Genomic DNA, 25,573 nt, shown 5'->3' with positions numbered 1-25,573 from the left:
CGCCCACCCTGCCCGCGCTCCGAGGGCGAAGGGCCGGTCAGGGCCGGCGCCACCGGTCGTGGTCCATGTGCGATCCGGCCATCGGCCCCATCCGCAGCATGCCGCCGTCCACCGCCCAGGAGGCTCCCGTGACGTAGGAGGCGTCGGGCCCGGCCAGGAAGGCGATGACGGCGGCGACCTCACGGGCGTCGCCGGGCCGGCCGGCGGGAATGCCCGGCCGGGGCTCGGTGCGTACGTCCTCGTCCTCCTGGCCCGTCATGGGCGTGGCGATCTCCCCGGGGGCGACGGAGTTGACGGTGATGCCGTGTTCGGCGAGTTCGAGCGCCATCACCTGGGTCAGGAGGCCCAGTCCGCCTTTCGCCGCGCAGTAGGGGCCGGAGCCGACCCGCGGCTGGTGCTCGTGGACCGAGGTGACGTTGACGATCCGCCCGCCGCCGCCCTGGCGGATCATGTGCCGGGCCGCCCGCTGGCCGCACAGCAGGGGCCCCACCAGGTCGACGTCGAGGACGTGGCGCACCGTCGCCAGGTCCAGGTCGAGGAAGGGCGTGGCGGTGCCGGTGCCGGCGTTGTTCACCAGCACGTCGAGGCGGCCCAGTTCGCCGGCGAGCCGGTCGACGACGTCGGCTGCGGCGGGCAGGTCCGTCAGGTCGAGCTGGGCGACGACGGCACGGCGGCCGTGCGCCCGGACCTCTTCGGCCGTGCGCCGGGCACCCTCCTCGTCCTGGTGCCAGGTGACGGCGACGTCCAGTCCGGCCGCGGCCAACCGGACGGCCACGGCGCGGCCGATGCCGGAGTCGGCGCCGGTGACGACGGCCGTGGCGGGGGAGAAGTCCGAGGGACCGATCATGATCAGGGCTCCGTTCGGGGGGCCTTGCGGGATGCGGGGGTCAGCCTTCGACTCCGGTGGAGGTGTGTGCCGCCCCGACCGGTTTGGACTCCGGTGAGCCGCGCTGGCGCAGGTACACCGAGAGGATGACCATGGCCGCCACCGCGAGGAGCTCCGACTGCCAGTTCTGCAGGGTCCGGTTCCAGAAGTCCGGCGAGGCCACGTAGGCGCCCCACCCGACGGGGTCCTGGAGTTGGCGCAGCTGCTGCTCGCCGTAGGCGGCCATGCCCGTGATGGACTGGGCCGTCCAGGAGAGGAGGAACACCCCGCCCATGACCAGTCCCAGAGAGCGTGCGTACACGCGCTGGCGCCAGTCCTTCGTGCCGGCCCAGCGGGGCGAGTCCTCCGTGGCGTGGTCGCCGACGCGCTGCTCGCGGTCGGACTCCGTACCGATCTTGTGCAGTTCCTTGGACTCGGGCGACCCGCGCTGGACCAGCCAGACGGTGCCGAAGATGTAGAGGGAGAACTGCAGGAACTCCGACTGCCAGTTCTCGGTGACGTCCACGGCGAAGTCCGACGACGTCACGTACTGGCCCAGGCCGATCCGCTGGAGGCCGTCCACGGTGAGCTGCTCGTTGAACTCGGCGTGCCCGGCCAGCGCCTGTCCGAGCAGGACCAGGAGGAAGGCGGTTCCGAAGGCCAGGGTGAGGCTGTTGTCCCTCCAGAAGTTACCGGGACGCTCGCGGTCCTGCCCCTGACGGTTCATCGGTGCATCGCCCCGATTGCGATGAAGTACCCCAGCCCGCCGACGATCACGATCAGGCAGGCGGCGAACAGTCCCCGCACCTCAGCCGCCCTTCACCAGACACCGGTAGGGCGCCTCGCCCTGCGGGGTGCAGCCGGCCGCGACGACCCGCCAGCCCCCGGTGAACTGCGACAGGAACAGCGTCTCCCCGCCGGCGCGGACCAGGGCCTGCCGCCCGTAGACCTCCGGTGTGCCGATCGCCGCGGACACCGGCAGCTCCTGGCCCCCGAGCGCCTGCGCGCACGGCTGCTTCTCGTCCTGCTCCAGCTGGGAGCGCGTCACCGGGGCCAGCACCGCGCACGCCGCCGCGTAGTCGTGGGAGGCCAGCGCCGCCTCGAAGACGCGCACGGCCTGCCGTGCGCCGTCCACCCGCACCGCGGACGCCCCGCAGCCCGCCAGGACCGCGGCGGCCAGCCCCGCCGCAGCGCCGGCGCCGAACACCCGTCGGGCGGCCGGGCGCCGGCGCGGGCCGGGCCCGGTGCCTCCCGGTGCCATCAGGCGGTGGCGCTGGGGACGGCCAGGGGGTCCCGCGGTGCCTTGGGCTTCTCCGCTTCCAGCTGCTGGCCGAGCTCCGCGAGCCGGTTGCGCCCCATGGCCTTGCGGACGTCCGGGAACCAGTCCTTCTCCTCTTCCTCCACGTGGTGGCGGACGTTCTCCATCAGAACGCTCATCTTGGCCTTGAAGCGTTCGTCCGACGCGTCCATCTTCTTGATCTCGGACAGCATCCAGACGGCGGCGTGGTGCTCCTCGATGCTCTCCAGGATGTGGTCCGTGGTGTCCGGTGCGGCCTCGCGGGCGGCGGGGTAGAAGATCTGCTCCTCGATCCAGGCGTGGACGGTGAGCTCCTCCACCACCTGGTCCGCGATACGGCGCCGTTCGGCCGTGTCCTCGTCCCCCGTCTTCTCGAACTGCTTGAACAGCTTCTCGACCGTCTTGTGGTCGTCGCGCAGGAGCACGATCGCGTCCATGTACGTCCTCCTCCGGGCCAGTGGCCCGAACTCAGGGTGTGTTGTCCAAGGCGTGCAGCGGGCCGGTCCATCCTCACCGCGCAGCGCCCCCGGCAGCGGCTACGGGGCCGTGGCCCGGCGCCATGTCACCCGAGCGGCCGCCCCCCGGGCGCACCGCGCAGGCCGGGGCGCCGACGGGCGCTCCGGGCCCGTCACGACCCGTCCGGGCCGGCGTCGCCCGGCCCCCGATCGTCGGGTCGGGCCGCGTGGTCGGGATGGCCGGTCGTCCGCCGGGCCTCTTTCATCTCCGCCTCGTACAAGTGCTGGCGACCCCCCGCCAGGGCTTCGACCGCCTGCCGTTCGAGGCTCCTGAACGGCTCGTAGTAGGTGCCGTCGTACGCCTCCACGACCTGGAACGTCCAGTGGCCGGGGATGACGTTGCGTCCCAGGATGTCCTGCTCCACCCGATCGGCCCACGCGTCGTGTCCGGCGGCTCTCAGCAGCCGCACGGTGCGGTCCAGCTCCAGATCCGCCGTGCCCGTCAGCTGGTGGAATCCGTAGAGGTGGCCCCGGGCTCGCTCCACCGTCTCCAGTGCCTTCGACAAGGACCCCAGGGCCTCCACCGTGAGGTCGTCGACCCCCTCGGGGCGCCGGTGCGCCCGATCGGGTCCGCCGTCATCGCTTCGCTTCGTACGCTCCATACCTCCGCACTGCCCCGCCCGACCGCCCCTATCCGCCCCCCGGACCCCGCGTCGCCCGAAGGCAGCACACCGGGCGGCACGCGCGCCGATCCGCCCTCCGGCGTCCTCGCGCCTCCCGGCCCGGAGGAGGCGCGGTGGGAACCACCCCGGCCGGGGCCGCCCGGCACCTGCCGGGCCCGGCGGGCGAGGAGGCGGTCCATGAGCACCAACCCGTCGGACTCCGACCTGCCCGTGGCGGCCCCCGAGCTGAAGACGGACACGATCCGTGTCGGTGGCGCGCTCGTCTGCGTCCTCTCCGGCGACCTGTACCTGGGCACCGCAGCCGTCGGCGGCCGAACGCTGCGCGAGGCACTGGACCGGCTCCCGGCGCTCCTCGTCGTCGACCTGAACGCCGTGGAGCTGTTCACCGCCGACGGACTCAAGCTCCTCCTGGCTCTTCGCGACAGCGCACGGGCCCGCGGCGTACCGCTGGCCCTGGTGTCGCCCAGCCGCGGGGTCCGGCAGGTCCTGGAGATGACCGGCGCGGCCGACTCCTTCGCGGTCCACGCCACTGTCGAGGAAGCGATCGCCCGGCAAGGGCGTTGAAGCGCAGCTGTATACCGTGCAGCACACGGGGCAGGTGCCGGGCAACCGAAACCCGTCCGGCCCCGGGAAACGCCGTGGGACCTCCCCCGTCCACCGCCCTGCACCACCGTGAACTCGCTTTCGAGCCCGGTGACCCCGCAGCATGCGGCGCCGGGATCGCCTGCGTCCGCCAGGCCCTGGCCGACTGGCGGCTGGCCCCCGACGACATCGCGGACGCCGTCCTGGTCGCGGCGGAACTCCTCACGAATGCCTGGAAGCATGCGGAGGGGCCCGAGCACCTGAGCGTCGACCACAGCGGCGGCGTGCTGCGGATCGCCGTCACCGACCGGAGCCCGACCCGGCCGCGGCTGGGTGAGCACCGCGCGGAATCGATCGGCGGCCACGGAATCTTCATCATCGACAGCCTCGCGCTGCGCTGGGGAACACAGCCGGCGGGTGAGGGCAAGGCCGTATGGGCCGAACTCCGCACCGGGTCCGGGGCGTGACCGTGCTCGATCCCGGCCGGCTCAGCCGATGGCAGGGCTGCGGCGTTCGACGAGTACGACATCGCGCCACCGGCCGCGCAGCCGCCCGAGCCGCTCGCGGGTGCCGATGACGCGGAACCCGGCGCGCCGGTGGAGGGCGAGGCCGGCGGCGTTCCCCGGAAAGATTCCCGACTGGACCGTCCAGACACCGGCGGCCTCGGTGGAGGCGAGCAAACCGGTCAGGAGCGCCGTGCCCACCCCGCGGCCCCGGGCTCCGGGGTGGACGAAGACGGAATGCTCCACGACGCCCGCGTACGCACACCGGTCGGAGAGGCCGCCGGCTGCGCCTGCGGCGGCTGACCGCACCGGCCGGTGGGCAGCGGTGGCCGCATGCCGGGGCACGGTCGGGGCAGGTGCGGGACATCTGACAGATCGATGCACAGGCGGCGAGATGCGAAGCGTAGGCGTGGAAGAGGAACTGCTGCTCGTGGACGCGGACAGCGGGGCTCCGGTGGCCGTGTCGGGGGCGGTCCTGGCGGCCGCGGAGCGCCGGACATGGCAGAACTCCGGCGCCGACGGCGGGACGGAGCACGAGTTCGAGAAGGAACTGCACAAGGAGCAGTTGGAGTTCGCCACCAAACCGATCACGGAGATGGGCGAGCTCCAGGAGGAGATCGTCCGCATCCGGGGCGAGGCGGCCCGGCACGCAGCGACCGCCGGCGCCGTGATCGCAGCGGTGGCCACCTCGCCGCTGCCGGTGCAGCCGTCGCTCAACGTCGGCCGCCGCTACCACTGGCTGGGCGAGCAGTTCGGCCTCACGGCGCAGGAACAGCTCACGTGCGGCTGCCACGTCCACGTATCGGTCGCCTCGGACGAGGAGGGCGTCGCGGTCCTGGACCGCATCAGGCCCTGGCTGGCCGTCCTGGCGGCGATGAGCGCCAACTCCCCCTTCTGGCAGGGCGAGGACAGCGGCTACGCCGGCTACCGCGGCCGGGTGTGGAACCGGTGGCCCTCCGCCGGCCCCGTGGGGATCTTCGGCTCCGCCGACCGCTACCACGAGCAGGTGCGCGAGATGGTCGACACCGGCGTGCTGCGCGACGAGGGCATGATCTACTTCGACGCCCGACTGTCGGCCAACTACCCCACGGTGGAGGTCCGGGTCGCCGACGTCTGCCTGGACGCCTCCACTCCGGTCCTGCTCGCCGCCCTCGCCCGCGGACTGGTCGAAACGGCCTCCCGCGCCTGGCAGGACGGGCAGCCCCCCGCCCGGGTCGACACGAGCCTGCTGCGCCTCGCCAACTGGCGGGCCGCCCGCTCCGGCCTCGACGGACCGCTGCTGCATCCCGAGACCATGCGGGAGACATCCGCCGAACACGCCGTCGAGGCCCTGTACCAGCACGTGCGCGAGGCACTGAAGGACCACGACGACGACGAGCGGGTCCGCGAGGCGATCGCCCATCTGCACGAACGGGGGAACGGCGCCCGCATCCAGCGGCGCCTGCACGCCGAAGGGCACGACCTCGGCTCCGTCGTCACCCGGTGCGCGCAGATGACGATCGAGCCGTGAGCGTACGGAGCGGGGACGGGGGCAGACGCGGGCCATCGTGATGACGACGCAGAGGAACGGAGCGCCATGAGCAAGCAGAGGCAGCAGCACGGCCGGACCACGACCCCGCCCTCGCAGGCGCCGGGGGAGAGCGGCGACGAGCAGGCCCGCAAGCAGGCGGACGAAGCGGCGCTCGCGGAGACGAACGAGGGCGAGGCCGGGGACGCGCTCACCCCGAACAGCGGTGCTCAGCGCCGAGCCGCCGAGAAGACCGGGGATGCCGGGATGCCCGAGTAGCAGTCCGGCCCCACGACGACCGGTCCCCCTGCCGGCGGGCAGGGGGACCGGTCGTCGCTTTCCGCCGTGCCGGCTGTCTCGGCCGCGTGCGGCCCGAGGCCCCCGGGCCGGGCCTCCCGACCGTGCCCGACCGGGATGCCCGAACGTCAGACGCGCTGGGCCCGGTGGAGGAGGGCCGGCAGCCCGTGCAGGCGCAGGGCGGCCCGAGCGGCGTTGGCACCCGGCGCGCCGTGGACGCCGCCACCGGGGTGCGCGGCCGCGGAGGCCAGGTAGAGCCGTTTGACGGGCGTCTCCGGTCGGCCCGTGCCGGGCGTGGGGCGGAAGACGGTCTGCTGGTGCAGGGCGGTGGTGCCGTTGTTGATGGCCCCGTTGCGGAGGTTCTCGTCCATGGCCTGGAGGGTGGTCGGGGCCAGGATGCGGCGGCCGCGGATCCGTTCCCGGAAGCCGGGTGCGAAGCGTTCCACCTGGGCCTCGACGCGGTCGGCCATGGCCTGCTGCTCGCGCGCGTCCCAGCGGCCGGTGATGCCGTCGTCGCCGGCGTCGGAGGCGATCTCCTGCGGAAGGTGCGTGTACGCCCACGCCGACTCGGTACCGGCCGGTGAACGGCTGGGGTCCGCGGTGGTCATCTGGCCGAAGAGGGTGAACGGCTCGTCGGGCACCTGTCCCGCGGCGATCTGAGCGGCGAAGCGGGTCAGTCCGTCGACCCCTCGGGCGAGGTGCACGGTCCCCGCGCCCACCGCTCCCGGCGCCGTCCACGGCACCGGACCCGTCAGCGCCCAGTCGATCTTGAAGGTCGCGAAATCCCAGTGGAAGCGTTCCAGATCCCTCACCAGGCGGGTCGGCAGGTGCTCCTCGCCGACCAGGTCCCGGTACAGGGCCGGGGCCGACGTGTCGGCGAGGACGGCCCGGCGCGCGCCCACTGTCTCCCCGCCCGCGGTCCTGACCCCGACCGCCGCGCCGCCGCGCACGTCGACGGCCGCCACCCGCTCGCCGCAGCGCAGTACGCCGCCGCGCCGCCGCAGCCTGCTCACGAGCGCCGCCGTCAGCGCGCCGGCGCCTCCGACGGGGACCGGGAAGCCGTGGCTCTGCCCGAGCATCGACATCAGCCACCCGAACCCGCCGCTGCCCGCCGCCTCCGGGGCCAGGTCGGCGTGGAGGGCATTGCCGGCGAGCAGAAGCCGGCCGCCCTCCCCGGCGAACTCCTCCTCGCCCAGGCGGCGTACCGGCAGCGCCAGCCTCCGAGCCAGCCGCAGCCCCCCGGAGGCGCGGAGCCGGGCGGCCAGCCGGAGGCCGGACCGGATCGGCGGGAAGGGTGTGAAGAGCGCCTGGACGACATCCGGCCCGAGCCGGCACCACGTGCGGTACATGTCCATCCAGGCGTCGCCGTCGGCCGCGGCGAAGCCTGCCAGTCCGGCACACGTGTCCTCGACCCGGCGTTCCAGCACGGCGCACCGGCCGTCCGTGAGGGGGTGGGCCAGGACGGAGGGGGCATGGGTCCAGCGCAGGCCCTCCGCGGCGAGGTCCAGGCGGGCGAGGACCGGGGAGGCGGCGGCGAGCGGGTAGAAGGCGCTGAAGACGTCGGACACGTAGTCCGGGTGCACCGCACGGTCGCTGCGCACGGCGCCGCCCGGTTCCTCCTGCGCCTCCAGGACCTCCACGGTCCACCCGGCGTCGACCAGCACGTTCGCCGCCACCAGCCCGTTGGGGCCGGCGCCGATCACCACCGCGTCAGGCACGGAGCACCCCGCCGGGCCGGTGGCGGATGTGCACGCGGTTCCCCTCTCGTCCCGGGGTCAATGGTCGAGGGCGTTCTCGAGCTGCTGCTTGGTCATGGTCGAGCGGCCTTCGATGCCGCGCTTCCTCGCCTCCTGGTAGAGCTCGTCCTTGGTGCGGCCGGACGAGCTGCTGCTCCCGCCGCCGGACTTCTCACCACCGCGTTGCGAGGCGGACTTGCCCCGGGTGGAGCTGCGGCTCGCGGTCTTGCTCTCCCCCGACCGTGCGCGCTCCTTGTTCACGGTGCGGGAGGCCATCTCCTTCGCGCGGTCCTCGGACATGCCGCGCTTCTCGCCGGACTCCTTGATGTGCTCGTACTGGCGCTCGCGCTTGGGGCTGGATCCTCGGGGCATGGCGGGACGACCTTTCATCGACGGGAGGTGTCACGGACATGCTGCGCGTACCCAGAAAACTCCGCAATCCACGTGAAACGGGCCAAACATCGGTGAGGTGCCACGGGAGCGGGCGCTGCCGGGGGCGTCACAGCCCTGCCTCCGCCTTCTCGCGCTGCCGGGCCCAGGCCCGGGCCGCTAGGCCGGGGTCGGTGAGGACGTCGGCCGCCGTGCAGGCCAGGGCCTCGGCGGCGGCCAGCATCACCTCCCGCGCCCGGTCCGACGCCGCGGCGCGCGCGAAGGCGGGGGTGTGGTCCGAGGTCTCGTCGTCGCCGGTGATCGCGACGAACGGGTGAATGGCGGGTACCCGGATGCTGACGTCGCCGATGTCGGACGACCCGGGGAACACCCCGCCGAGGGGCTCCGTGAGCCGGATGCCGGAACGTGCGATGTGCCGGCTGAACCGGTCCGACAGGACGTCGTTGTCGCGGAAGTGGGCATAGCCCCTGCCCAGCCGGGCCACCTCCACCGTGGTGCCGGTCGCGGCCGCGACCCCCTCCGCCCACCGGCCGACCTCCGCGACCAGGGCGTCCAGAGCGGTGCTCGTGGCGGCGCGCAGGCCGAACAGGCCTTCCGCGTACGCCGGCACGATGTTCGTCGCGACTCCTCCGTCCGTCACGATCCCCTGGACGTGCGAACCGGGGGGCAGCCGCCGGCCCACCACGGCTGCCGTGTTGAAGAGCTGGACGAGCGACGCCAGCGCGTCGATCCCGCCGGTGGGGTCACCCGTCGGATGGGCCGCCCGCCCGTGGAACCCCACACGAACCTGCGTCTGTGCTGTCAGCGGCGCCCATGACCAGTCGTACACGCCGGGATGGAACATCAGCGCGGCGTCGACCCCGTCGAACACACCGGCTTCCGCGAGGACGACCTTGCCGCCGCCGCGCTCCTCCGCCGGCGTGCCCACGGCGAGGACCGTCCCCCCGAAGCCCATCTCCGCCCGGACCCCGCCCAATGCCAGGGCCGCCCCCAGGCCGGCCGCGGCGATCAGGTTGTGCCCGCAGGCGTGTCCCAGCTCCGGCAGCGCGTCGTACTCCAGCAGCAGCGCCACGCACCGCCCGGGGCCGTGCCGCCGCGCGCTCGGCGCGCGGGCCAGAAAGGCCGTGTCGAGGCCGGCGACCCCGTGCTCGACGGCGAAACCCGCCCGCAGCAGCTCACCCGTCAACAGCCGCGCAGCGCGGTGTTCCTGGTGGGCGAGTTCGGGGTCCGCGTGCAGCGCGCTGCTGACGGCCCACAGCTCGTCCGCCCGGCGGCGGCACTCCCGCCGCAGTCGGGCGTACAGCTCGGCGGAGGGTTCCTCCGCCCCGGTGAGGGTGTCGAGGCCCGCCTCGCCGCACGCCTGCCGGCCGTCTCCCGGGCCCCGGCGCTCAGTCATCGGTCCCCGCGCCCTGATCCGCAGTGCCGCGGTGGGCCGGTGCGGTGACGCCGTCGGGCAGGACGCGGTCGGCGGGATCGCGCGCCGTGGTCTCCCACGAACCGGCGACGACCTGGGCCGGAGGGTTGGCGGTTTCCATACCGTCCGCCTACCCCCGCATACCGGCTCCACCGCGTCCCCGCCGAACGGGATGGCCGAGGGCCGCGGCACGCGTCGGATCGACCGGAGGGGAGGCGGCGCAGGATGCGGTGAGCAGGACCTGGGAGACTGCGGGGTATGGACATCGATCGCAGGAACAACGTCACCGTCACCGGCAATCCGCACGGGCGGACGGTCGTGCTGGCTCACGGGTTCGGCTGTGATCAGAACATGTGGCGGCTCACCGTCCCAGCCCTGGCCGCCGACCACCGGGTGGTGACGTTCGACTACGTCGGCTGCGGCCGCTCCGACCTGTCCGCCTTCTCCGAGGACCGCTACTCGACCCTGGCCGGCTACGCCGCGGACGTCGTGGAGGTGTGCGAGGCCCTGGACCTGAGCGACGCGGTCTTCGTGGGGCATTCGGTCAGCGCCATGATCGGGGTGCTGGCCGCGGACGCCGCCCCGGCACGGATCGGCGCGCTGGTGATGGTCTCGCCCTCCCCCCGGTACGTCGACGACATCGCCTATCGCGGCGGTTTCAGCGAGCAGGACATCGACGAGCTCCTGCAGTCCCTGGAATCCAACTACCTCGGCTGGTCCGCGGCCATGGCCCCCGTGATCATGGGCAACGAGGACCGGCCCGAGCTGGGGGAGGAGCTCAAGAACAGCTTCTGCGCCACCGACCCCGACGCGGCACGCGTCTTCGCCCGGACCACCTTCCTGTCCGATTCGCGCAACGACCTGAAGACCGTGCGCGTGCCCACCCTGGTCCTGGAGTGCGCCCAGGACGCCATCGCTCCCCGCGAGGTCGGCGCCTTCGTCCACCGCACCGTCCCCGGGTCGACGCTGGTCACCCTGGACGCGACCGGGCACTGCCCGCACCTGTCCGCGCCCGAGGCCACCAACAAGGCGCTCACGGACTTCCTGGCCGGCCTGCGGTGATGTGCGCCGCCGGGCCACTGCCCGAGCCGTCCGGCGCCGGCAAGGAGGAAGGCTCGTACGCGGCGTTCGCCGCCCTGCTGGAGGACAGCGCCGAGGAGCTGTACGAAAGCGCCCCGTGCGGGTACCTGTCCACGCTGATGGACGGCACCATCGCGAAGATCAACAACACCCTCCTGGGCTGGATCGGCCTGGAACGCGAGGCCGTGGTGAGCCGTATGCGGTTCACCGACCTGCTGACCGTCGGCGGCAAGCTCTACCACGAGACGCACTTCGCACCGCTGCTGCGGATGCAGGGCGAGATCGGCGGCATCGCCCTGGAGATCAGGCGGGCCGACGGCACCCGGCTGCCCGTACTGGTCTCCGCCGCGGTCAAGTACAGCGAGTCCGGAGACCCCCTGCTGATCCGCACCACCGTCTTCGACGCCGGAGACCGGCGCGCCTACGAAGAGGAGCTGCTACGGGCCCGGAAGGCGGCCGACGAGGCACGACGCCAGGCGGAGGCCGACCGCGCCCGCCTGCAGGACGTCCTCGCCGTACTCCAGGCGGCGCTGCTGCCCGACACCCTTCCGCCCCTGCCCGGAATGGAGGCCGCCGCCCACTACCGCACCGCGTCCCCCGACCGCCTCGGCGGCGACTTCTACGACCTCTTTCCCCTCGACGCCCGACGTTTCTGCTTCTTCCTCGGGGACGTGTGCGGCAAGGGCCCCCAGGCCGCGGCCGTCACCTCGCTGGCGCGCTACACCCTGCGCGCCGCCGCACTGCACGACCCCGATCCCGTGTCCGCGCTCACCACCCTCAACCGGGTGCTCCTGGAGCAGTACACCGGCGGCGACCTCCGCTACTGCACCGCCGTCTTCGGCGTCCTCGAACCCGATCCCGCCACGGGCCGCGTCGCCGTCCGGCTCGCCGCGGGCGGTCACCCCCCTGCCCTGGTCCTGCGGGCCGACGGCACGGCCGATTTCCTGCCCACCCCGGGCGGCCTCCTCGTCGGCGTCCTGCCCGACGCACGCTTCACCGCCGCCGACACCCTCCTCGGCCCGGGCGACACCCTCCTGCTCTACACCGACGGCCTCACCGAGGCCCGTACCGGCCAGAACCGCACCGCCCTGTACGGGGACGAGGCCCTGCGCGACTTCACCGCCGGCCACGCCGGCGAACCACCGCGCGCCGTCATTGAGGCCCTGGTCGGCCTGCTGGACGGTTTCGGCGACGGCCTGGACGACGACGCCGCACTGCTCGCCCTGGGCGTCCCCGCCCCCGGATCCGCGATCGAGAAGCAGAGATGAGCCGGCTGGAGATCACCGTCCGCGACGCGGCGACCGGATCCGTCCTGGAGGTCGCCGGAGACCTCGACCACGTCACTGCCCACGACCTGCGCACACGCATCACGGGCCTTCCCCTGCGACCGGACCAGTGCCTCGTCGTGGATCTCGCCGGGCTGGCCTTCTGCGACTCCAGCGGCCTCACGGCCCTGCTCGTGGCACGCGCCCACGCCCACGGTGCCCGCGCCGACATCGTCCTGACCGGCGTTCCCGCCAACACCCTGCGCGTCATGCGCATCGTCGGCCTCGACCAGGTCTTCACCCTCCGTCCGGACGCCGACGGCGCCGCCGGGCATCCGTGACCCGGGAGAGAGCCGCCTCCAGCAGTGTTCGACGCCGATCGGCGGCGTCCGGCGCCGATCGGCAGGGTTCGACGATGATCGGCAGGGTAGGCGACCGCCACGTGACGATCCCCCGTCGAAAGGCGAACACCTATGCTGATGGCCCACCCGGCCGTGCTGCCCGGCCTCGTCGACCGTTACTGGGCCCTGTCCGTACTCGATGCCGCCGAGGGCGGCTCTCCCGTTCGCGCGGAAATGGAGGCGGTCGAGCGGGCTCTGTGCGTGGCCACCGGCACGACGGACGTACACGCCGCCCTCATCGCGGCCCGCCACCAGCTGCCCGGCACGGGCACGCTCGACGACTCCGTCCTGTCCTCCGGCTGACGGGTCGCCCCCGCCGGGGCCGGCGGAGGGGCGGAGGGACTGGGACGACACCCGGTGGGTAGGCGCCGGATACCCCAGCCGTCCCGCCGGCAGGGCGGGGCCGGCGCCGAGCCGAGGGAGGCAGAGATGTCCGCAGGCGTACCGGAACCGGACCCCCGCAACACCGCGCGGCCCGCCGAAGGGGTGCCGCCCGGCGAGACCCCGCCCGGAGAGTCGAGCACCGGCACCGGCGCAGGCCCCTACCGTCCCCTCAGCCGGGGCTGGGGCAAGGGCCCGCTGGTGCTGATCTGCCTGGTGGCCGTGGCGTGCGCGCTCTTCTTCCTCGCCTACGCCGTCATGCTGAACCTGTGACCGAGGCCGGGAGGCGGGCGGTCACGGCCTTCCAGCCACCCGGCCCCCTCACCCGGCTTCCGAACGCAACAGGCGCAGCACGGCCTGTTCGACGCGGCCCTGGGTGGCCGGCCGGCCGAAGATTCCGTCCTCGCCCAGCCCGCCCAGGGCGGCGGCGACGGTGACGCCACCCTCGTAGAGCTCGATGACCCGAGGGTGGATGTAGGACGCCCGGCACACGTCGGGCGTGTTGCCCAGGTACTCGCTCACCTCCCGCACGGCACGGGCGACGACCTTGCCGCGGTGGGCGCGCGACGCCCCGGCGGTGCTCTCGGAAACGGCCAGGGCGACCGCAGCCAGCACGGTGGCGTACCACGTACGGAAGTCCTTCGCCGTCACGTCCTGCCCCGAGCGCTCCCGCAGGTAGGCATTGAGATCCTCGGCACGGACGTCGTGCCATGCGGAGCCCTCCCAGTACGCGAACAGGCGCGGTCCTCCGCCGCTGCGCCGCAGGAGCGCCCGGACCACCGCGTGCGCCTGCTCGTCGACGAGCGTGCGGTCGACCTCCTTGCCCGACTTGGCGGGGAAGTGCAGCCGGATCTCCCCGCGACGACAGGCGGCGTGCTCGCGCAACAGCGTCGTGAGCCCGTAACTGCCGTTGGTGCGGGCGTAGCTCTCACCGCCGATGCGGAGGAAGCCCAAATCGAGCAGGCGGGTCAGGCAGGCCAGGACGCGCCCGCGGGTGAGGCCTCGCCCGGCGAGGTCCCGCGCCACGCCCTCGCGCAGGCGGGGGAGCGAGCGGGCCACCCGCTGCACGTGCTCGTGCTTGGCGGCGTCCTGCTGCTCGCGGAAGTGCGGGTGGTAGAGGTACTGGCGGCGCCCGGCCGCGTCCGTCCCGACCGCCTGGATGTGGCCGTTCGGCCACGGGCACACCCAGACGTCCTTCCAGGCAGGCGGGATGACGAGCGCCCGCACGCGGTCGCGGTCCGCCGCCGCCAGGGGCCGGCCGTCGGCGTCGAGGTAGCGGAAGCCCCTGCCGTGCCGCACACGGCGCCAGCCCCGCCCTTGCGGATCGCTGGTCCGCAGCCGTGCGGCCACCCTCAGCCCTCGTCGGGGTGGGCCTGCGTGCGCAGGGTCCAGGCCTGGCCGGAGCATTCGTAGGGCAGCGGCGGGAACCGGTGCCCCCGGACGTCGGTGCTCTTGCTCCAGAGGTGCTCCTGGCCGCAGTCGCAGGCGTAGATACCGCTCTGAGGCACGATTTCGCCCGGTTTCCACTGCTCTGTCGGTTTCATGCCGGGCGTCTACCCCGGTGCGCGCCGTCACACCCCGGCTCTTTCCTGTCCCGGGCGGGACGGCGGGGGCCGGCTTTCGTGCAGGACCGGGCCGGATCAGACGCTGACGCCGAGGCGATCGGCCAGCCAGTCGAACACCCGCTGCTCGAACAGGGCCCGGCCCAGCGGCTCGCAGTGCAGGTCGGCACCCTCCGCCGCCGTGAACTCCACGAACGCCTTCTCGCCGGGCAGGGCGTCGTACAGTCGACGGGCCTGGCCGGGCCAGAAGTGCTCGCCCTCCGGCGAGGTCACCAGCAGCGGAACCGTGATCCGGTCCACCACCCCCGTCAGGTCGTAGCGGGCCACCTCGCTGAGCAGGTCGTAAGGGGAGTCGATCCCGTAGGGCTTGGCCCGCCATCGCCAGGAGGCGGCGAGTTCCGCGTCCTGTGCGAACCCTTCGCGCAGGACCGCGTCGAACGCGTCCCGGTCGGCGGCGTCGAACAGCTCACGCAGCTCCGGCGGGAAGTGGTGCCACCAGCTGTCCGCGACCGACACCACACCCGGATCCGCGACCCCTGCCGCGATCCGGTGCTCGAAGGCCAGTGCCCGGGGCACCCAGTAGCCGGCCTGGCTGATTCCCGCCAGCACCAGCCGGTCGGCGTCGATGCCGTCGTGGCCGACCAGGAAGTCCACCACCGGGGTGATCACCGCCTCCCAGTCGGGACGGAACGGCATCCGGTGCTCGAACAGCATCGACTGCTGCCCCGGCCCGTCGAAGAGGAGGGCGTTCCAGCCGCGTGCCACGGCGGGCGCTCCGAGCATCGTCCAGGCGGTGCTCACCGGACCGTCGCTGCCGTTGTTCACGATCACAGTCGGCGCGCCCGCGCCACCCCCGGGCGGACGGAAGAGGTAGCCGGGCAGCTCCGTCCCCTCGTACGGCACCGCCACCCGCTCCGCGGCCGGCTCCCACGCCGCCGCGAACCGGTCGAAGCACTGGCGGTGCTCCCGGAACACGGCCAGGAGCGGCCCCTCGTCGCTCAGCGCGTCGGCGGAGACCAGGCCCGTGCCGAAGTAGCCCGCCGCCCGCAGCCATGCGTCCCGGGCGCTCGTCCGCCGCCCCGCCGCGGCTGCGCGTTCGCCGTCCGTCCGGACGCGCCGGCCCAGCTCCGTCCAGCCCTCGAACCACCTGCGGCCGTCCGCGTCGCCCAGGGCCGCGGCCGTGGCCAGCACCTCACCCGGATCGGACCCCTTCTGCCAGGCCGCCCCGAGGAGCACCCGCACCTCGAAATCGAGTTGCTCGTTCCCGCAGAACCGGTACGCCACGATGCCTCCCGGGGTTCACCCCCACGGTACGAGGCCCCCCGGACGACCGCATGCGGCGCAGGCCGGGGTCCGGCGCGACGAGTCCCCCGGCCGGCGTCCGCGGCAGGCACGGACCGGTCCCGTGGCCGTGCGCACGGTCTCGGCCGCACCGAGGAGGCACGTCGCCGTCCCGCGGCCGCGGCCGCACCGAGGAGGCCCGGGCGCAACCAGGTCGCGCGCCGACGCAAAGCCCGAGCGGTACCTGCCTCCGACGCCCGCCCACACCACCGCGATCCGCGCACTGCTCTCCCGTACCGCCCGACACGGCGGCACCGCGCCGACTGCCCGTTCACCACGGCTTGTTCGGAAACACATCGCCGTGTTTCCGCGCTGCTGTAGGTTCCTGTCATGGCCACGAGCAGAGGCATCGAGAACCCGGAACTGCGTTTCTCCGCGGCCCTGGTGCGCGCGGCGAACCTCCCGGGCGTCCGCATCGACAGGGAGGCGTACCTCCGGCAGGCTCTGGCCCGCCAGTGCTCCGAGGAGCAGATCCGCAGAGCGGTCGAGGAGACCCCGGCAGCGGCGGGAATCCCCCTCCACGTTCTGGACCGGGCGGCCAACGACTCGATCGGCTACGAGACCACCAAGGTCAGCGCCCTCTCCGCAGCCGCCGGAATGCCCGGCCTGCTCTTCCTGCCGGCGACCGTTCCCGCCGATGTGGCCCAGTACTTCGGCCACATGCTGCGCATCGCGCAGAAGCTCGCCTACCTCTACAGCTGGCCCGATCTGTTCTCCGGCGACAACGACGACATGGACGACGCGACGAAGAGTGTGCTCACGCTGTTCATGGGCGTGATGTTCGGCACCCAGTCGGCGAACGCCGCCGTGGGGAAGGTTGCGGGGATGATGTCGAAGCAGGTCGCCAAGAAACTGCCGCAGAAGGCGCTCACCCAGGGCGTCATCTATCCGATCGTGAAGAAGGTCGCGGGCTACCTCGGCGTCCAGATGACGAAGCAGACCTTCGCCAAGACCGTCTCGAAGGCCATTCCCGTCGTCGGAGCGGTCGTCTCCGGCGGGCTCACGCTCGCGACCTACCTCCCCATGGCCAGGAGGCTGAAGAAGCACCTGTCCGGTCTCGACCTGACGAAGCCGACGGACCTGGTCGTCGACCTGGAGGTCGTAGAGGGCGACGAGCCGGCAGCCGCCGATTTCACCGAGCCGCGGGAAGCGCAGGCACCTTCCGTCGCACTGGAAAGCCCCCGCACGCACTGAGACGGCCGGTCCCCGACGGCGGAGGCCGGGGCGGTGACACGGCCGCCCCGGCCTTCGGATCGCCGCCGTCCTCCTTTCTTCGACGCCCGCCGCCGGTCGGGTCCTCCTCCGGTGCCTACAGTCGTCCGCCCGTCACCCACAAGCGCGACATCGCATCGGCCAGGGCCGGGTAGCGGGCCGCCTCGCAGAGCATTTCCGAAAGCACGAGCATTCCGTAGGCGGTGCTCCGCGGATCGCAGTTCTGGTGCAGCCTGATCACGGCGAGGCTCAAGGGCCGGCGCCCGATCAGGATCCCGGCGCGTCGGACGGCAGCGGCCGTCTCCAGGTCCGCGCGGCTCCCGCCGAACGGCAGGGTTTCGGTTCGGTCGAGTTCCTGGGGCGCGGCCGCGTCGCGCACGTGGTGCACGGACGCCTCCGGCGGTGCCTCGCCGTTTCCTACGAGTTTCCGGAATCCGGAGAGGCGGAGGCTGGTATTGCGCGGCCGGAGCTCGATGAAGAGCTCGATGAACAACCCCCGCAGTTGGATGTGCAGCGGAAGATGGGGCATGTCGTCGCCGTCCCTGCGCCCGTCCCCGCCGAAGAATCCCTGGGCATCCTCCGCCTTCGCCCGAATCGTCGATGTCAGGGACCGGTAGTCGTCGGCCGAGGCCTGAGCCGGAGAAAACATTATCGGCATCAACATGGCCGGCCCTCAGGGCAGAGGTCCGGGGATCGGGATTCCAGTGAGTAATGCGACCGCAATCGCTCGGACTGTGCTGCACTTGCGCACGCACACCACCACCTTCGCCATCATTCCGGCCCCAGCGGCGTATCGCCTCGTGGGAGCCGGGTCCGGTTCGACGGGTCCCTTTTTAGTCGTCCAGGTGACGGCCGGGAGAATTGTTGACCGGTGATGCTAAGAAATCAGCCTGATCCGCACGGCTCTTACTGCGGGCATTTCGCCTTCATATGCCCCGGCCCCGGAGCACGCCTCAGACGCGGCGGTTGCGCCGGCCGGGCGGCGTGTACAGGCTGTGCGCGGGCGACAGCTTGTCGAAGTGGGCCTCCTGTCGGCGCTGTTCCTCGATCCGCAGCCCGTCGAGATTCCTCGTCCGTGTGGCCCTGTCACTCCACAGCAGGAACGCGACCAGTGCGGCGACGGGCAGCCCCAGGCATGCATAGAAAACGATCACGTCGTTCACGCCCCCCGTGGCGAAGATCAACACCTTCGTTCAGTCTGCTGGCGCTCAGGGGCGGGAGTCAACAGCTGTCGGTGCCCGAAGCGGCACGTGGCCGGCGCCGGCTCGGCCTACCCTGGGATCGCGCTGCTCCTCCGTGCCGCGCCCGCCGCGCGAGAGGACGTCCGTGCCGTGCCGTACCAACCGCAGCCGGGTCCGCAGGGCGGGCAGAGCTTCCGGACCAGCGAAGTGGACGTAGCCCGCGACTGGTTGCAGGCGGCGTACGGTACGAGCCTGCGCATGCGGACGCCGGCCACCCGCCGCCCGTTCCGGTACTCCCGCACCAGCGCCGGCCCGCTGTCCCTCAGTACCCTGGCGCTGCCGACGGAGTACTCCTACACCACCGACCCCCTCGGTGCCGTCGCCATCACGCACGTCGTGGGCGGCCGGATGGTCGGGGAGTGCAAGGACGGCGTCACCCGGGCCGGGCCCGACGACGTCTTGGTGATCTCACAGCCCCACCTCCCCTACCGGGGCGAGGTCTACGGCGCCGACCTGCGGGCCGTCACCCTGCCGCTCGCGCTGGTGCAGGAACTCGCCGGACGCCCGGCCGGGCAGCAGGGCCGCCCGCTGCGCTTCACCCGCTTCACTCCCGTCTCCGGGGCCATGGCCGATCAGTGGAAGCGGACGGTCGACTACGTCGAAGCCAGCGTTCTGGGCCTGCCGACGGACGGTGCACCGCTGGTCGTCGACGCCGCCGCCCGGCTGCTTGCCGCCACCGTGCTGGCCGCCTTCCCCACCGATGCCCGCCCGGAGCCCGTCCTCGCGGACACCCGGGACGCCACCACGGACACGGTCCGGCGCGCCGTCGCGTTCATCGAGTCGCACCCCGCGGCGGAAATCGGCCTGGCCGACGCGGCTGCCGCCGCCGGCGTCACGCCCCGGGCCCTGCAATACGCCTTCCGCCGCCACCTCGGCACGACGCCCATGGCCTACCTGCGCCGGGTGCGCCTGGCGCAGGCACATGCGGACCTCCTCGCGGCGGATCCCGGCCGGGACACGGTCACGGCCATCGCCCACCGCTGGGGCTTCCACCACCAGGGGCGCTTCGCGGCCGCCTACCGAGCGGCCTACGGAGTCCCTCCCCGGGCAGCGCTGGCCCGGTCCTGACGGCCTCCCAGCCGGCCATCGAGCCGCGTCGTCCCGGGAAACGGCGCCGTCAGTCCGCGTGAGTCCGAGCACGCCCGAGTCGGTCCGAGCCGGCCCCCGTCGCGTCCGGCGCCGACCGGCGTACCACCACGAGGTGCTCCTCGTGCACGGCGGCGTCCAGGCCCGCCTCGCGCAGGACCACGGCGAGGGCCGTCCGCAGTGCCTCGTGCAGGCCGGTCAGGGAGGTGAGCCGGCCGATGTCCTCCTCATGGCCGTGTATCTGCACGGTGGGCCGCAGCACCTCACGGGCGACCCACCCCACCACCACCCCTTCGGGGGTGGCCCACACCCGCAGGCCGTCCTCCCCGGGGGTAGACGTCTCGAAGCCCGCGCGGGCCAGGACGCGGCTGACCCGCTCGCAGTCGTCCTCGCGTCCTTCCCCGGGGAGGTCGGTGTCCGTCGCGGTGCGTGTGAGATGCATGCCTCCACTTCAGCGAGGCGGCGTGCCCGGCGAAAGCCGCTGCACGAAAGGATGCCGGGAGGCAGCCGGAAAACGACGGTCTCGCGAGGCGCCTCCCGATTCCGAACCGGTCCCCGCATGTGCTTCCACAACGGGAAGCCGTGCTGCGGGAGTCTGCTCCGGCTCCGCGGCCGGGAGTCAGCCGTCGGGGTGCAGGCCGGGGCCCAGCGGAGGGCCGGCCAGGGGAGTGGGGGAGAGGTCGCTCGGCTCCTCACCGGACTCCAGCAGCGTGTCGGCGGCGCCGACGATCAGGGTGTCGGGACGCCCGACCGCCTTCTCGTCCTTGCGGTCGTAGTCGATGCGCCACAGCAGGCTGCGCATGGCCTCCAGCCGGCCCCGCCGCTTGTCGTTGCTCTTGACCACCGTCCACGGCGCGTGAGCGGTGTCGGTCGCACGGAACATCGCGACCTTGGCCGCGGTATAGGCGTCCCACAGGTCCAGGGAGGCCAGGTCGGTGGGTGACAGCTTCCACTGCCGCACCGGATCGACCTGGCGGATCGCGAAGCGGGTGCGCTGTTCGGCGCGGGAGACCGAGAACCAGAACTTGACCAGCAGCACTCCGTCCTCCACGAGCATCGCCTCGAAGGAGGGGCACTGGCGCAGGAACAGCTCGTACTGCTCGGGCGTACAGAAGCCCATCACCTTCTCGACGCCCGCCCGGTTGTACCAGGAACGGTCGAAGAAGACGATCTCGCCGGGCGCCGGCAGGTGTGCGACGTACCGCTGGAAGTACCACTGGCCGACCTCCCGCTCGGTCGGCTTGGCCAGAGCTACGATCCGTGCACCTCGGGGGTTCAGCCGCTCGGTGAACCGCTGGATCGTGCCCCCCTTGCCGGCCGCGTCCCTTCCCTCGCAGATCACCACCAGCCGGGTACCGGTCTCCTGCACCCAGCGTTGCAGCTTCAGCAGCTCGATCTGCAGGATGCGCTTGGTCCGTTCGTACTCCCTGCGCCTGACCTTGCGGTCGTACGGATAGTTCTCCTGCCAGGTGCGGATGGCTGCGCCCGAGGCGTCCAGCAGCACGGGCTGCTCCGGTCGGCGGTCGTCCACGCTGAGGCCGGAGAGCAGGTCGTCGGCTGCCTGCCGGTGGGGTTCGGGATCATTCACGTCCCACGCCTACCCCGACTGGCCGCACCTATGGCGCGGCTCGGTCACCCGTTCGGCGGTGGTTGCCGAGGGGAAGTCGGGGAAGGTGCGCACCAGGGGATCGCAAGGCAGGAGGATCACTCATGTCCAGCAGCCCGAGGTCTCACGCCCCGCACGGGAAGGGACCCAGCCGACACGAGGGGACCGAGCAGCACGGCTGGTCCCCGGACGTCGACTCCACGCACACCCAGGACAACCCGAGCGCCCGGCGCTCCTTCGACCGGCCCGAGAAGTCCGGCGCCGCCCCGGGCAGCAGTCGGGGCGGCCGGAAGGCGGCGCCTGAGGACGAGGGCACGCCGGTCCAGTCCGCATCCCGCCGCGGTGAGGACGTCGCGAAGAAGGGCCAGAAAGGCCATCACGACCAGGGCGCCCGCGGGCGCTCGCAGCGCCCCAGCGGAGGCAAGGACGCATCCGCCTACACAGGGGTCGACCCGCAGGACTGACGGATCCACCACAGGCACCGAAAGAGAGGACGACGAACGTGAGCGGTGAGCAGCAGGCGAGTGAGGTCGAGGCACTGCGGCAGCAGGCCGAGGAGCTGGAATTGGCGGCTCAGCGGACCGGCGATGCCGGGGAGCGGGAGCGGCTGATGGAGGAGGCCGTGCGCCTGCGCGCGAGGTGCGAGGAACTGGGCGGCGCGGAGAGCGCCACGATGGACCCGATGTAACAGCCCAGGGCGTTCCCGGCGCGTGCAGAATGCCGGCCGCGTCGGGAACACCGCGTACTCGTTGACCGTTCATCCTTGTGTGGGGTGCGGGAAGGACGGCGTCCCTCGGGCCCGATCCGGCGCAGTGCCCCTCAGCGGCCCTCGCCCCGAGGCGCCCCCGCCCCCTCCCGCTCCCACCCCTCGAACGCCCCGGCCGGCCTTCCCCCCCGGCCGGCTGGGGCCGCCCCGATCGGCCACCCCCCCCGGCCGGTCGGGGCCCTCTTGTCCGTGCTGTCCCGCGTCGCCGCCCTACGCGAGACGGAACCGGAAGCCGCTGCGGGGAAGCGTGGGCACCCGGGACAGCGGGATGCTCAGGTCCTGGTCGGGGACGCCGATGTCGAGCCCGGCCAGTTCCGTCACGAGAGCGGCCAGCACCGTGACGGTGATGTCCTCGCCGGGGCAGCGGTGGCCTTCGGCCGCGTCCCCACCGCCCTGGGGTACGAGGTGGTGCAGGCTCTCCCCGCTCGCGTAGCGGTGGGGATCGAACCGGTAGGGGTGGGCCCACCACTGCGGGTCGTGGTCCTGCCCGTACAGGTCCAGCAGGAGCAGGGTTCCCCGGGGAATCGTCTCGCCGTGCCACTGCAGATCCCGGACGGCGAGTCCGCCGACGAACGGCGCGAAGGGGTAGAAGCGGCGGACCTCGTGGGCGAAGCCGGTGGCGAGGTGGCCGGACACGTCGTCGCGCAGCGGGCCGCGATGTTCCGGCCACCGGTGCAGGGCGTGCGCGGCGAACGTGGCGAACCATGCGATCGCGACCGTCGGCCGGATGATGTTCAGCAGTTCCACGGCCGCGCGTCGCGGCTCCAGCACGGCGCCGTCGGCATCGTGGTAGCGCGAGACCACATCCAGGGCACTGCCGTCCGGAGCCGTCTCCTGCCGCTCCCGTACCCGGGTGATCAGTTGCTCCAGAGCCTCCTCCTGCCGCTTGCGGGCGTGACGGGCGCGCAGGTGGCGCGGCCCGGCCGTCGCGAAGCCGTCGACCATCGCCACGCAGTCCCGAGCCAGCTCGGCGCCGTCCGCCCCGGTGACGGGTACGCCGGTCCAGTCGCAGACCGCCAGAGCCAGTACCTCGGCGGTCTCCTCGAAGAGGACCACCGGCCGCTCCGGGTCCTCCCGCCACCGCGCGACGGCCTCCCGCCAGCGCAGCAGGACGTGCTCCCGCAGCGCCGCCACACCCTTCTCGTCCGTCAGCAGCGACATGAACAGCGCCTTGCGGACCCGGTGCGCGAGCCCGTCGAGGGTGTGTACCGCACCCTGTCCGAACAGGGTGTCGAGCACCGGGTCGGGAAGGGCGGCACGCCGCTGGACGTGCTCCTCGTCGTAGAAGAAGGCGACGGCCTCGGGGCCGCGCAGCGCGACCGTCCTGCGGCCGAGGAGCCGGGTACGGACGATGCCGTCCGCCGATGCGCGCATGTGGTCGGGAAGCCAGGCGTAGCCGCGTGCCAGCAGCGACAGGGTGCTGTCGGTCCACACGGCCGGAGGGTTCTTGAGAGTCGGCATGGGGTGCGGCTACCCGGGGCTGCTCCCCGCACACAGCGCGCAGCATCCGTTTCACCCGGATACTGGAACTCACACCCGTGTACCCACCTCACCGTAGGAGGGACGATGACCCGACGAGTGCATGAGGTGATGACGCGCAACCCGGTCACCGTGGAGCGCCTGACGTCGTTGGCGGAGGCGGCGCGGGTGATGCGGGACGCCGGCATCGGGGACGTGCTGGTCGTCGAAGAGGGCCGGCTCTGCGGCATCCTCACCGACCGGGACCTCGTCGTCCGCGCGCTCGCCGAGGGACGCGACCCCGCCGAGACGACGGTGCAGGCGATCTGCAGCACCGAACCGCTCACGGTCGGGCCCGACCACCACGTCGAGGAGGCCGTCGACCTCATGCGCCGGCACGCGCTGCGGCGCCTGCCCGTGCAGACCGGCAGCGGCGAACTCGTCGGCATCGTCACCCTGGGCGACCTCGAAGTCGAACGCGACCCCGGTTCGCCGCTCGCCTCCATCGCCGCGGCGGCCGAGGAGGAGTCGCACGGCGGCCGGGCCGCCGGTCGAGCGCGCGGAACCCCGGAGGGCGCGCCCTGACGCGAGCCGGGGCATCGCGCCCGCGCCGTTCGGGCTGTCCCGGACGCCGGTGCCCGCGGAACCCACTGCGGAGAAAGAAGTCGCTCTCGCGTGTTTGCGTCGCCGGAGAACGGCCATACGCGTCAGCACGGGAGCCCGCGGCGGTGAGCGGCGCGGACCCCCCGAGCGAACCCGAGCCGCGTGGTGGCCCTCCCCCCGCCATCACGCGGCTCGGGGCATCGCCATGCCCGCCCGGCATGCGCCGGAGCGCCCACCTGCACCGGGCCCACCGGATCACCGTACGGGCCGGACCGCTGTGCGCGGTCCGGCCCGTACGGTGTGCCCTGCGGCGCCGCCTCAGAGGGCGGTGGGGAAGCGGTTCCAGGCCCGGTGTTCGCCCAGCGCCGCCTTCACCTCCTCCAGAGCCTGCGCGCTGCTGTCGGCGATCGCGACGCCCGGGTCGTCCGCCGTGATGCCGGCCGGCAACAGGAGGCGTTCCGCGCCGTTCCAGCCGCCGATGGCCTTGCCGTGCCGGTACGCCTCCGTGACGAGCAGCAGGACGCGCGGGTCGGGCGCTTCAGGGGGCACGGCGGTGCCGGCCTTCGCGTCGCGGGCACCGTACGCGTCCGCCCCCGCCTCGGGTACGCCGGCCAGCAGGAGGGCGTCGAACTCGACGGAACGGGCGGTGGCGAAGGTCCGCTGGACGGTGACGGGGTCACCGTCGGAACCCAGCGTGCCCCCGGTCGGGGCCACGACGAGGGGAACCATGCCGGCGTCCAGCACGGCCTGCCGAGCGGACCGTACGCCGTCCAGGTCGGCCGCGGCGTCGGCGACGATGCCGATGATCCGTCCGTCCGCCGGCCAGGTCCTGCCCAGCTGGGAGAGCGCCGGGCTGGGGGCCGGCTCGACGAGCGGCGCGTCGGCGGCGGGAGCCGGCAGCCCGAGACCCGTGGCGACCTGTTCGCACAGCTGCGGATCGATGTTCGCCAGGACCTGCAGCTGACGTTCCTTGACGGCCTGCTCGTAGCACTTGGACAGCTCGAAGGTGTAGGCGGCGACGATGTGTTCCCGCTCGGGCGGCGTCATGCTGAGCCAGAAGAGGCGCGGTTGCGAGAAGTGGTCGGCGAACGAGGCAGGCGACTCGCGGACCTTGGTGGCCTCGGGGACCCGTACGGGCGTCTCGACGAAGGCGCCGGCCTGGGAGCCGGCGAGGAAGGGACAGCCCCCGTCGAGGCTGTTGGGCCGGTAGGGAGCGGTCCCCGTGTGCACGGCGCTCTGGTGCATCCCGTCGCGGAGCATGTCGTTGACGGGGGCGTGCGGCCGGTTGATCGGAATCTGCCCGAAGTTGGGGCCGCCGAGCCGGCTGATCTGCGTGTCGAGGTAGGAGAAGAGCCGGCCGGCGAGCAGCGGGTCGTCGGTGACGTCGATGCCGGGCACCAGGTGGCCGGGGTGGAAGGCGACCTGCTCGGTCTCCGCGAAGTAGTTCTTGGTGTTCGCGGTGAGGGTCATCAGCCCGATCGGCTGGACGGGGGAGAGCTCCTCGGGAACGATCTTCGTTGGGTCCAGGAGGTCGATGCCCTCGAAAGTCTGCTCCGGAGTGTCCGGGAAGACCTGGATGCCCAGTTCCCACTGGGGGAAGGCACCCGCCTCGATGGCGTCGAAGAGGTCGCGGCGGTGGAAGTCCGGGTCCATCCCGGCGACCATCTGCGCCTCCTCCCAGACCAGCGAGTGCACGCCGAGCCTGGGCTTCCAGTGGAACTTCACCAGGGCCGTCTCGCCGGCGGCGTTGACGAGGCGGAAGGTGTGGACGCCGAAGCCCTCCATCATGCGGTAGGAGCGGGGGATGCCGCGGTCGGACATGTTCCAGAGGGTGTGGTGGGT

32 protein-coding genes and 1 pseudogene are annotated in these 25,573 nt (G+C 72.8%); 14 read left to right on the top strand and 19 right to left on the bottom strand.

Translation table 11 applies throughout. The features are described 5' to 3' along the window. Window positions 1–37: 37 nt before the first annotated feature. The 5 genes from IF89_RS0117335 to IF89_RS0117310 all read right to left on the bottom strand — a co-directional run bounded on the left by IF89_RS0117335 (window position 38) and on the right by IF89_RS0117310 (window position 3,279). A complete protein-coding gene (locus tag IF89_RS0117335; protein WP_051807160.1) occupies window positions 38–847 on the bottom strand; it encodes an SDR family oxidoreductase in 810 nt (269 codons plus the stop codon). Between the two features lie 40 nt (window positions 848–887). Further along, window positions 888–1,592 carry a DUF6766 family protein gene (locus tag IF89_RS0117330; RefSeq protein ID WP_030768198.1) on the bottom strand — a complete coding sequence of 235 codons (705 nt, stop codon included), beginning with the start codon at window positions 1,590–1,592 and terminating at the stop codon, window positions 888–890. A gap of 81 nt (window positions 1,593–1,673) precedes the next feature. Beyond that, entirely contained in the window at window positions 1,674–2,126 is a 453-nt protein-coding gene (locus IF89_RS46000) for a hypothetical protein (protein WP_158717878.1), read from the bottom strand. Next, window positions 2,126–2,599, bottom strand: coding sequence for a hemerythrin domain-containing protein (locus IF89_RS0117315; RefSeq protein ID WP_030768191.1), 474 nt, complete (start codon window positions 2,597–2,599; stop codon window positions 2,126–2,128). The genes IF89_RS46000 and IF89_RS0117315 overlap by 1 nt, the downstream gene beginning before the upstream one ends. A 191-nt stretch (window positions 2,600–2,790) precedes the next feature. Continuing rightward, window positions 2,791–3,279, bottom strand: a complete 489-nt coding sequence (locus IF89_RS0117310) for a hypothetical protein (protein ID WP_030768188.1) — start codon at window positions 3,277–3,279, stop codon at window positions 2,791–2,793. Between the two features lie 198 nt (window positions 3,280–3,477). On the opposite strand from IF89_RS0117310, the gene IF89_RS0117305 reads away from it, so the two are divergent. Further along, complete coding sequence (locus IF89_RS0117305) at window positions 3,478–3,864, top strand: STAS domain-containing protein (RefSeq protein WP_051807158.1); 387 nt, start codon at window positions 3,478–3,480, stop codon at window positions 3,862–3,864. A 74-nt stretch (window positions 3,865–3,938) separates the two neighbouring features. Next, window positions 3,939–4,349: an ATP-binding protein gene (locus IF89_RS0117300; RefSeq protein WP_051807156.1), complete on the top strand. Its 411-nt coding sequence runs from the start codon at window positions 3,939–3,941 to the stop codon at window positions 4,347–4,349. A gap of 21 nt (window positions 4,350–4,370) precedes the next feature. Here the strand turns inward: IF89_RS0117300 and IF89_RS0117295 are convergent. Beyond that, window positions 4,371–4,673, bottom strand: a pseudogene (locus IF89_RS0117295) (GNAT family N-acetyltransferase); the annotation flags it as partial. Between the two features lie 106 nt (window positions 4,674–4,779). Between IF89_RS0117295 and IF89_RS0117290 the strand changes: the two are divergent. Continuing rightward, entirely contained in the window at window positions 4,780–5,895 is a 1,116-nt protein-coding gene (locus IF89_RS0117290) for a glutamate--cysteine ligase (protein WP_030768176.1), read from the top strand. Window positions 5,896–5,961: 66 nt separating this feature from the next. Continuing rightward, complete coding sequence (locus IF89_RS0117285) at window positions 5,962–6,171, top strand: hypothetical protein (RefSeq protein WP_030768173.1); 210 nt, start codon at window positions 5,962–5,964, stop codon at window positions 6,169–6,171. Between the two features lie 146 nt (window positions 6,172–6,317). Here the strand turns inward: IF89_RS0117285 and IF89_RS0117280 are convergent, their stop codons facing one another. The 4 genes from IF89_RS0117280 to IF89_RS45995 all read right to left on the bottom strand — a co-directional run bounded on the left by IF89_RS0117280 (window position 6,318) and on the right by IF89_RS45995 (window position 9,850). Continuing rightward, window positions 6,318–7,907, bottom strand: coding sequence for a phytoene desaturase family protein (locus tag IF89_RS0117280; protein WP_030768170.1), 1,590 nt, complete (start codon window positions 7,905–7,907; stop codon window positions 6,318–6,320). 57 nt (window positions 7,908–7,964) lie between these two features. Further along, entirely contained in the window at window positions 7,965–8,297 is a 333-nt protein-coding gene (locus tag IF89_RS0117275) for a plasmid stabilization protein (RefSeq protein ID WP_030768167.1), read from the bottom strand. 127 nt (window positions 8,298–8,424) lie between these two features. Then, window positions 8,425–9,711, bottom strand: a complete 1,287-nt coding sequence (locus IF89_RS0117270) for an amidohydrolase (protein ID WP_078628356.1) — start codon at window positions 9,709–9,711, stop codon at window positions 8,425–8,427. After that, window positions 9,704–9,850 carry a hypothetical protein gene (locus IF89_RS45995; protein ID WP_158717877.1) on the bottom strand — a complete coding sequence of 49 codons (147 nt, stop codon included), beginning with the start codon at window positions 9,848–9,850 and terminating at the stop codon, window positions 9,704–9,706. Before IF89_RS45995 ends, IF89_RS0117270 begins: the two co-directional genes overlap by 8 nt. A gap of 137 nt (window positions 9,851–9,987) precedes the next feature. On the opposite strand from IF89_RS45995, the gene IF89_RS0117255 reads away from it, so the two are divergent. The 5 genes from IF89_RS0117255 to IF89_RS0117235 all read left to right on the top strand — a co-directional run bounded on the left by IF89_RS0117255 (window position 9,988) and on the right by IF89_RS0117235 (window position 13,129). Then, a complete protein-coding gene (locus IF89_RS0117255) occupies window positions 9,988–10,791 on the top strand; it encodes an alpha/beta fold hydrolase (protein WP_030768161.1) in 804 nt (267 codons plus the stop codon). Continuing rightward, window positions 10,791–12,077 (top strand): PP2C family protein-serine/threonine phosphatase, encoded by a 1,287-nt coding sequence (locus tag IF89_RS0117250; RefSeq protein WP_030768158.1) that lies wholly within the window; start codon window positions 10,791–10,793, stop codon window positions 12,075–12,077. The genes IF89_RS0117255 and IF89_RS0117250 overlap by 1 nt, the downstream gene beginning before the upstream one ends. Further along, window positions 12,074–12,415, top strand: coding sequence for an STAS domain-containing protein (locus tag IF89_RS0117245; RefSeq protein ID WP_030768153.1), 342 nt, complete (start codon window positions 12,074–12,076; stop codon window positions 12,413–12,415). The genes IF89_RS0117250 and IF89_RS0117245 overlap by 4 nt, the downstream gene beginning before the upstream one ends. A gap of 132 nt (window positions 12,416–12,547) precedes the next feature. Beyond that, on the top strand, window positions 12,548–12,778 hold the full coding sequence (locus tag IF89_RS0117240) for a DUF5133 domain-containing protein (protein ID WP_030768151.1): 231 nt from the start codon (window positions 12,548–12,550) through the stop codon (window positions 12,776–12,778). 126 nt (window positions 12,779–12,904) lie between these two features. Next, window positions 12,905–13,129: a DUF6480 family protein gene (locus tag IF89_RS0117235; protein WP_030768148.1), complete on the top strand. Its 225-nt coding sequence runs from the start codon at window positions 12,905–12,907 to the stop codon at window positions 13,127–13,129. A 48-nt stretch (window positions 13,130–13,177) separates the two neighbouring features. Here the strand turns inward: IF89_RS0117235 and IF89_RS0117230 are convergent, their stop codons facing one another. The 3 genes from IF89_RS0117230 to IF89_RS0117220 all read right to left on the bottom strand — a co-directional run bounded on the left by IF89_RS0117230 (window position 13,178) and on the right by IF89_RS0117220 (window position 15,702). Beyond that, window positions 13,178–14,155: a DNA topoisomerase IB gene (locus tag IF89_RS0117230; protein WP_420706929.1), complete on the bottom strand. Its 978-nt coding sequence runs from the start codon at window positions 14,153–14,155 to the stop codon at window positions 13,178–13,180. A 53-nt stretch (window positions 14,156–14,208) separates the two neighbouring features. Continuing rightward, window positions 14,209–14,400 (bottom strand): hypothetical protein, encoded by a 192-nt coding sequence (locus IF89_RS0117225; RefSeq protein WP_030768142.1) that lies wholly within the window; start codon window positions 14,398–14,400, stop codon window positions 14,209–14,211. Window positions 14,401–14,496: 96 nt separating this feature from the next. Then, window positions 14,497–15,702 (bottom strand): hypothetical protein, encoded by a 1,206-nt coding sequence (locus IF89_RS0117220; RefSeq protein WP_051807154.1) that lies wholly within the window; start codon window positions 15,700–15,702, stop codon window positions 14,497–14,499. Window positions 15,703–16,089: 387 nt separating this feature from the next. Between IF89_RS0117220 and IF89_RS0117215 the strand changes: the two genes are divergently transcribed. Then, on the top strand, window positions 16,090–16,953 hold the full coding sequence (locus IF89_RS0117215) for a membrane protein (RefSeq protein ID WP_030768137.1): 864 nt from the start codon (window positions 16,090–16,092) through the stop codon (window positions 16,951–16,953). A gap of 115 nt (window positions 16,954–17,068) precedes the next feature. On the opposite strand, the gene IF89_RS0117210 is transcribed toward IF89_RS0117215, so the two are convergent. Both IF89_RS0117210 and IF89_RS0117205 read right to left on the bottom strand, forming a co-directional pair. Then, entirely contained in the window at window positions 17,069–17,620 is a 552-nt protein-coding gene (locus IF89_RS0117210; protein WP_234327788.1) for a ribosome-inactivating family protein, read from the bottom strand. 304 nt (window positions 17,621–17,924) lie between these two features. Next, window positions 17,925–18,158 (bottom strand): hypothetical protein, encoded by a 234-nt coding sequence (locus IF89_RS0117205; protein WP_158717876.1) that lies wholly within the window; start codon window positions 18,156–18,158, stop codon window positions 17,925–17,927. Window positions 18,159–18,302: 144 nt separating this feature from the next. Here IF89_RS0117205 and IF89_RS0117200 point away from each other — a divergent pair, with 144 nt between their 5' ends. Next, window positions 18,303–19,280 carry an AraC family transcriptional regulator gene (locus IF89_RS0117200; protein ID WP_063831314.1) on the top strand — a complete coding sequence of 326 codons (978 nt, stop codon included), beginning with the start codon at window positions 18,303–18,305 and terminating at the stop codon, window positions 19,278–19,280. A 49-nt stretch (window positions 19,281–19,329) separates the two neighbouring features. Here the strand turns inward: IF89_RS0117200 and IF89_RS0117195 are convergent, their stop codons facing one another. Next, a complete protein-coding gene (locus tag IF89_RS0117195) occupies window positions 19,330–19,740 on the bottom strand; it encodes a hypothetical protein (RefSeq protein ID WP_030768126.1) in 411 nt (136 codons plus the stop codon). Window positions 19,741–19,917: 177 nt separating this feature from the next. Next, a complete protein-coding gene (ppk2, locus tag IF89_RS0117190; RefSeq protein ID WP_030768123.1) occupies window positions 19,918–20,886 on the bottom strand; it encodes a polyphosphate kinase 2 in 969 nt (322 codons plus the stop codon). A gap of 122 nt (window positions 20,887–21,008) precedes the next feature. On the opposite strand from ppk2, the gene IF89_RS0117185 reads away from it, so the two are divergent. Together IF89_RS0117185 and IF89_RS0117180 are read left to right on the top strand one after the other, a co-directional pair. Further along, window positions 21,009–21,368 (top strand): hypothetical protein, encoded by a 360-nt coding sequence (locus IF89_RS0117185; protein WP_030768120.1) that lies wholly within the window; start codon window positions 21,009–21,011, stop codon window positions 21,366–21,368. A gap of 38 nt (window positions 21,369–21,406) precedes the next feature. Next, the gene (locus IF89_RS0117180; RefSeq protein WP_030768117.1) at window positions 21,407–21,592 is read left to right on the top strand and encodes a DUF6381 family protein; all 186 of its coding nucleotides are present in this window, start codon (window positions 21,407–21,409) and stop codon (window positions 21,590–21,592) included. Window positions 21,593–21,880: 288 nt separating this feature from the next. Here IF89_RS0117180 and IF89_RS0117175 read toward each other — a convergent pair whose 3' ends face one another. Beyond that, window positions 21,881–23,131: a cytochrome P450 gene (locus IF89_RS0117175; protein ID WP_051807152.1), complete on the bottom strand. Its 1,251-nt coding sequence runs from the start codon at window positions 23,129–23,131 to the stop codon at window positions 21,881–21,883. Between the two features lie 105 nt (window positions 23,132–23,236). Here IF89_RS0117175 and IF89_RS0117170 point away from each other — a divergent pair, with 105 nt between their 5' ends. Then, window positions 23,237–23,713: a CBS domain-containing protein gene (locus IF89_RS0117170; RefSeq protein WP_078628354.1), complete on the top strand. Its 477-nt coding sequence runs from the start codon at window positions 23,237–23,239 to the stop codon at window positions 23,711–23,713. 336 nt (window positions 23,714–24,049) lie between these two features. Here IF89_RS0117170 and IF89_RS0117165 read toward each other — a convergent pair. Continuing rightward, window positions 24,050–25,573, bottom strand: a 1,524-nt coding sequence (locus IF89_RS0117165) for a catalase (protein ID WP_030768108.1), incomplete at its 5' end; no start/stop codon positions are given.

This window comes from Streptomyces sp. NRRL F-2664 (genome assembly GCF_000719345.1).
Lineage (GTDB): Bacteria > Actinomycetota > Actinomycetes > Streptomycetales > Streptomycetaceae > Streptomyces.
The sequence above is the reverse complement of the archived record's forward strand: the minus strand, read 5'-3'. Positions and strand labels throughout refer to the sequence as shown.

Bases quoted from the DNA above. Each gene is read 5' to 3' on its own strand.
- IF89_RS0117225 (WP_030768142.1), bottom strand. From the start codon at position 14,400: ATGAAACCGACAGAGCAGTGGAAACCGGGCGAAATCGTGCCTCAGAGC.
- IF89_RS0117310 (WP_030768188.1), bottom strand. From the start codon at position 3,279: ATGGAGCGTACGAAGCGAAGCGATGACGGCGGACCCGATCGGGCGCAC.
- IF89_RS0117240 (WP_030768151.1), top strand. From the start codon at position 12,548: ATGCTGATGGCCCACCCGGCCGTGCTGCCCGGCCTCGTCGACCGTTAC.
- IF89_RS0117275 (WP_030768167.1), bottom strand. From the start codon at position 8,297: ATGCCCCGAGGATCCAGCCCCAAGCGCGAGCGCCAGTACGAGCACATC.
- IF89_RS0117285 (WP_030768173.1), top strand. From the start codon at position 5,962: ATGAGCAAGCAGAGGCAGCAGCACGGCCGGACCACGACCCCGCCCTCG.
- IF89_RS0117255 (WP_030768161.1), top strand. From the start codon at position 9,988: ATGGACATCGATCGCAGGAACAACGTCACCGTCACCGGCAATCCGCAC.
- IF89_RS0117235 (WP_030768148.1), top strand. From the start codon at position 12,905: ATGTCCGCAGGCGTACCGGAACCGGACCCCCGCAACACCGCGCGGCCC.
- IF89_RS0117210 (WP_234327788.1), bottom strand. From the start codon at position 17,620: ATGTTTTCTCCGGCTCAGGCCTCGGCCGACGACTACCGGTCCCTGACA.
- IF89_RS0117170 (WP_078628354.1), top strand. From the start codon at position 23,237: ATGACCCGACGAGTGCATGAGGTGATGACGCGCAACCCGGTCACCGTG.
- IF89_RS0117335 (WP_051807160.1), bottom strand. From the start codon at position 847: ATGATCGGTCCCTCGGACTTCTCCCCCGCCACGGCCGTCGTCACCGGC.
- IF89_RS0117185 (WP_030768120.1), top strand. From the start codon at position 21,009: ATGTCCAGCAGCCCGAGGTCTCACGCCCCGCACGGGAAGGGACCCAGC.
- IF89_RS0117195 (WP_030768126.1), bottom strand. From the start codon at position 19,740: ATGCATCTCACACGCACCGCGACGGACACCGACCTCCCCGGGGAAGGA.
- IF89_RS0117330 (WP_030768198.1), bottom strand. From the start codon at position 1,592: ATGAACCGTCAGGGGCAGGACCGCGAGCGTCCCGGTAACTTCTGGAGG.
- IF89_RS0117290 (WP_030768176.1), top strand. From the start codon at position 4,780: ATGCGAAGCGTAGGCGTGGAAGAGGAACTGCTGCTCGTGGACGCGGAC.
- IF89_RS0117315 (WP_030768191.1), bottom strand. From the start codon at position 2,599: ATGGACGCGATCGTGCTCCTGCGCGACGACCACAAGACGGTCGAGAAG.
- IF89_RS46000 (WP_158717878.1), bottom strand. From the start codon at position 2,126: ATGGCACCGGGAGGCACCGGGCCCGGCCCGCGCCGGCGCCCGGCCGCC.
- IF89_RS0117175 (WP_051807152.1), bottom strand. From the start codon at position 23,131: ATGCCGACTCTCAAGAACCCTCCGGCCGTGTGGACCGACAGCACCCTG.
- IF89_RS0117305 (WP_051807158.1), top strand. From the start codon at position 3,478: ATGAGCACCAACCCGTCGGACTCCGACCTGCCCGTGGCGGCCCCCGAG.
- IF89_RS0117245 (WP_030768153.1), top strand. From the start codon at position 12,074: ATGAGCCGGCTGGAGATCACCGTCCGCGACGCGGCGACCGGATCCGTC.
- IF89_RS0117215 (WP_030768137.1), top strand. From the start codon at position 16,090: ATGGCCACGAGCAGAGGCATCGAGAACCCGGAACTGCGTTTCTCCGCG.
- IF89_RS0117250 (WP_030768158.1), top strand. From the start codon at position 10,791: ATGTGCGCCGCCGGGCCACTGCCCGAGCCGTCCGGCGCCGGCAAGGAG.
- IF89_RS0117270 (WP_078628356.1), bottom strand. From the start codon at position 9,711: ATGACTGAGCGCCGGGGCCCGGGAGACGGCCGGCAGGCGTGCGGCGAG.
- IF89_RS45995 (WP_158717877.1), bottom strand. From the start codon at position 9,850: ATGGAAACCGCCAACCCTCCGGCCCAGGTCGTCGCCGGTTCGTGGGAG.